Below are 4,381 nucleotides of genomic sequence, written 5' to 3' on the forward strand. Positions count from 1 at the left end.
GTGGGTGATTAGGTTGGGTATGGGTGGCACGTGGGGTGGGGGCGCCCCTCCTCCTGGGATGGGGGGGGATACCCGGAGCCCGGGTTCCGGCCCCCCCCCCCCCCCCCGGGACGCGGGCGGCGTCGCCCGTCGGGTTGCGGAGCGTGGCCGGGCAGGCGTTCCTGTGGCAGCTGACGGTTCTGCTGGTGCTCGCCGCGGTCGGGATGGCCGCCCTGGTGGTGAAGACCACGAGCAACGCCCACGACGACGCCCGGCACAAGTCGCTCGCCGTCGCGGAGGGCTTCGCGAACTCTCCGGGCCTGGTGGAGGCGCTGCGGTCGTCCGATCCCACGGCGGTGCTCCAGCCGCTCACCCTGGCGGCCCAGCGGGGTTCCGGTGTCGACTTCGTCGATGTGCTCAGCACCGACGGAATCCGGTACACCGATCCGATGCCGGGGCTGATCGGCCGGCGCGTCGAGGGCGACATCGGCCGGGCGACGGCCGGGCAGTCCTTCACCGAGATCTTCGAGGGGTCCCCGCAGAACGCCGTCCGGGCGCTCGTCCCCGTCAAGGACGCGCACGGCACGGTGGTCGGGCTGGTCTCCACGGGCGTGCAGACCACCGACGTCAGTGCCACGATCGACCGCCAGTTGCCGGTCCTGATCGGCGCCGCGGTGGGCGCGCTGGTGCTGGCCGCCGGTGGGGCGGTGCTGGTGAGCAGGCGCCTGCGCCGCCAGACCCACGGGCTGGGCCCGATCGAGATGACCCGGATGTACGAGCACCACGACGCCGTGCTGCACGCGGTCCGCGAGGGCGTGCTGATCCTGGACGCCGACCGGCGGCTGATCCTGGCCAACGACGAGGCGCGGCAGCTGCTCGGCCTGCCCCCGGACGCGGAGGGCCGGCGGCCGGACGAGCTGGGCGTGGACCCGGGCATGGCCGCCCTGCTGGCGTCGGGGCGGACCGTCACGGACGAGGTGCGCCCGGCCGGGGGCCGCCTGCTGGCCGTCAACCTGCGGCCGATGGCGGTCCGCAACGGTCCCGCCGGCTTCGTGGCGACGCTGCGGGACACCACCGAGTTGCTCGCGGTGGCGGGCCGGGCGGAGGAGACCCGGGAACGGCTGAGGCTGCTGTACGAGGCGGGCGACCGGATCGGCACCACCCTGGACGTGGTCGGGACGGCGCGGGAACTCGCGGACGTGGCGGTGCCCCGGCTCGCGGACTTCGTCAGCGTCGATCTCCTGGAGGAGCTGATGGGCGGCGACGAGCCCGCCCCCGGGCCGGTCACCGGTGCCGTGCTGTGCCGGGTGGCCCACCGGTCCGTGCTGGAGGGCGCGCCGGAGGCGGTGGTCCGCGAGGGCGACGCCGACTTCCACCCGGAGAACTCGCCCCACCTCCGCAGCATGGCCACCGGGCGCTCCGAACTCCACCGGACGCCGGACGCGGACATCACGGCGTGGCTGGCCGCTGACCCGCCGCGGGCCGCCACCTGCCGCACGTACGGCTTCCACTCCTGGATCCAGGTACCGGTGATCGCCCGGGGCACGCCCCTGGGCGTGGTGGAGTTCGTCCGCTCCCGCAACGCCGAGCCCTTCGACGACGACGACCTGGCCCTGGCCGAGGAGCTGGTCGCCCGAGCGGCGGTCGCGCTGGACAACGCCCGGCGCTTCACCCGCGAGCGCAGCACGGCCCTCGACCTGCAGCGAAGTCTGCTGCCGCAGCGGCTGCCGGAGCTGTCCGCGGTGGAGGCGGCCTTCCGCTACCGCGCGGCCGACCCCCGGCTCGGCGTGGGCGGCGACTGGGTCGACGTGATCCCGCTGTCCGGCGCACGGGTGGCGCTTGTGGTCGGTGACGTGACCGGGCGCGGCCTGCGGGCCCCCGCCATGATGGGCCAGCTGCGCTCCGCCGTCCGGACGCTCGCCGACGTCGACCTCGCACCGGAGGAACTGCTCACCCAGCTCGACGACCTCGTGATCCGGCTGGCCGCCGACACCGCGAGCGGCCCGGACTCCGTCACCGCCGGAGACGTCGCGGCCACCTGCCTGTACGCGGTCTACGACCCGGTGTCGGGCTGCTGCTCGCTGGCCAGCGCTGGCCACCCGGCGCCCGCCGTGGCCCACCCGGACCACACCACGACCGTGCTGGACCTGCCCGCCGGACCTCCGCTCGGCCTGGGCGGGCTGCCCTTCGAAGCCGTCGAGACGGTGCTCCCCGAGGGAAGCCTGCTCGCCCTCTACACCGGCGGCCTCGTCGCGTCCCGGCAGCGCACGATGGACGCCGGCCTCGACGAGCTGCGGCACCTCCTGGCCGTCGCGGACGGCTCGCTGGAAACCCGGTGCGACGGGATCGTCCGGGCCCTGCTGCCGGACCACCCCGCCGATGACGCCGTCCTCCTGCTGGCCCGGGTCCGGCGCCTGGACCCGGCCCGGGTCGCGACCTGGGCGGTGCCCGCCGACTTCGCGGCGGTCGCCGCCGTCCGGGCCGACGCCGTCAGCCGGCTGACGGCCTGGGGCCTGGCGGACGCCGCCTTCGTCACCGAACTCGTCGTCAGCGAACTCGTCACCAACGCCATCCGCTACGGCAGGGACCCGATCCAGCTGCGGCTCATCAACGACCGCTCACTGATCTGCGAGGTCTCCGACGGCAGCAGCACCGCGCCGCACCTGCGGCGGGCCCGGATGTTCGACGAGGGCGGCCGCGGCCTGCTGCTGGTCGCCCAGCTCACCCAGCGCTGGGGCACCCGGCAGACCGTGCACGGCAAGACCATCTGGTGCGAGCAGGATCTCGCCGAGGACGCCCGAGGCCGGGAAGCCTGAGGCCGCCTGAGGCCGCGGAAGCCCGAGGCCCCGGACCGGCTGAGGAGGGGATCACGGGGTGACTTCCGCCGAACCCGACGTGGTCGCGGGCCGGCAGGAGCTCGGCGACCTGCGGTGTCGGTCGTCTGACAGTCGCCTGCCGGTGGGCTGAGGGTGGGCTGCGGGTCGCCCGGTGCGGCCGCCGGCCGGATGACGGTGACGCGACGGCGACATGACAGTGGCGCCTGACACCTTTCAGGGACGGCCGGTCGGAAACATCGGGCGGCCCGATCCTGAAGGAGTCACCATGCGCACACCCGTCACGATCATCGGCGCCGGGCTCGGCGGTCTCACGCTGGCCCGGGTCCTGCACCTCCACGGAATACCCGCCACCGTCCATGAGGCCGAGCCCTCGCCGGCGGCGCGCACCCAGGGCGGGATGCTCGACATCCACGACTACAACGGCCAAATCGCCCTGCGGGCGGCCGGTCTGATGGACGAGTTCCACGCCATCGTGCTGGAGGGCCGTCAGGCGATGCGAGTGTTGGACCGCGACGGGTCCGTCCGGTTCGAGATGGCCGACGACGGCACGGGCGGACGCCCCGAGGTGCAACGCGGCGACCTGCGACGGATCCTGCTCGACTCGCTGCCCGCCGGGACCGTCCGGTGGGGACGGAAGGCGACCGCCGTCCGCCCGCTGGGCGACGGCCGTCACGAGGTGGCGTTCGCGGACGGCGACAGCGTCGTCACGGACCTGCTGGTCGGCGCGGACGGCGCGTGGTCGCGCGTCCGGCCGCTGCTCTCCGCCGCCAGGCCCGCGTACACCGGCAGGTCGGTCGTCGAGACCCACCTGATCGACGCGCCCACCCGCTACCCGGCCACCGCGCGAGCGGTCGGCGGCGGGTCCATGATCGCGTCGTCGCCGGGCCGGGAGATCTTCGCCCACCGCGAGAGCGGCGACACCCTGCACGCCTACGTGGGGATCAGCGAGCCGTTGGACTGGTTCGCGGACATCGACTTCAGCGATACCGCCGCGGCCACCGCGCGGATCGCGCGGGAGTTCGCCGGCTGGGCGCCGGAGCTCGTCGCGCTGATCACCGAGGCGGACACCGCGCCGGTCCTGCGCCACCTCTACGCCCTCCCGGCCGAGCACCGGTGGGACCGGGTGCCGGGAGTGACCCTGCTCGGCGACGCCGCCCACCTCACCGCTCCGAACGGCGAGGGCGCCAACCTCGCCATGCTCGACGGCGCCGAGCTCGGCAGGGCGCTCGCCGCGCACCCCGACGACGTCGAGGCCGCGCTCTCCGAGTACGAGCAGGCCATGTTCCCCCGCAGCGCGGAAGCCGCCACCTCGTTGCCGGGCAGCGGCCTCGAGGGGGACGTGGGCCAGGCCCTGATCGAACTCATCAGCGGGCAGAGCCGGTGATGAGCTGAACCCCGGCCCCGCCGACGAGTCGGCCGTCCTCGCCTGCGGGTGCAGGAGGGGGACGCCGCCGAACACCGGCAGGCGGGGAGCCGGCAGGGGGGGGGGGGGGGGGGGGGGGGGGGGGGGGGGGGGGCGGGGGAGGGGTGGTCTCCTCCTTTCTTCTTTTTTTTTTTTTTTTTCC

General features: G+C 74.6%; 2 protein-coding genes. Both read left to right on the top strand.

Features of this window, described 5'->3' with window-relative positions:
* The first annotated feature begins 143 nt into the window (after positions 1–143).
* Positions 144–2,795 (top strand): SpoIIE family protein phosphatase, encoded by a 2,652-nt coding sequence (locus ACZ4WV_RS35295; protein WP_465753182.1) that lies wholly within the window; start codon positions 144–146, stop codon positions 2,793–2,795.
* 286 nt (positions 2,796–3,081) lie between these two features.
* Positions 3,082–4,200: an FAD-dependent oxidoreductase gene (locus ACZ4WV_RS35300; protein ID WP_465753184.1), complete on the top strand. Its 1,119-nt coding sequence runs from the start codon at positions 3,082–3,084 to the stop codon at positions 4,198–4,200.
* Positions 4,201–4,381 lie beyond the last annotated feature (181 nt).

This window comes from Kitasatospora sp. NPDC029312, from assembly GCF_055569215.1.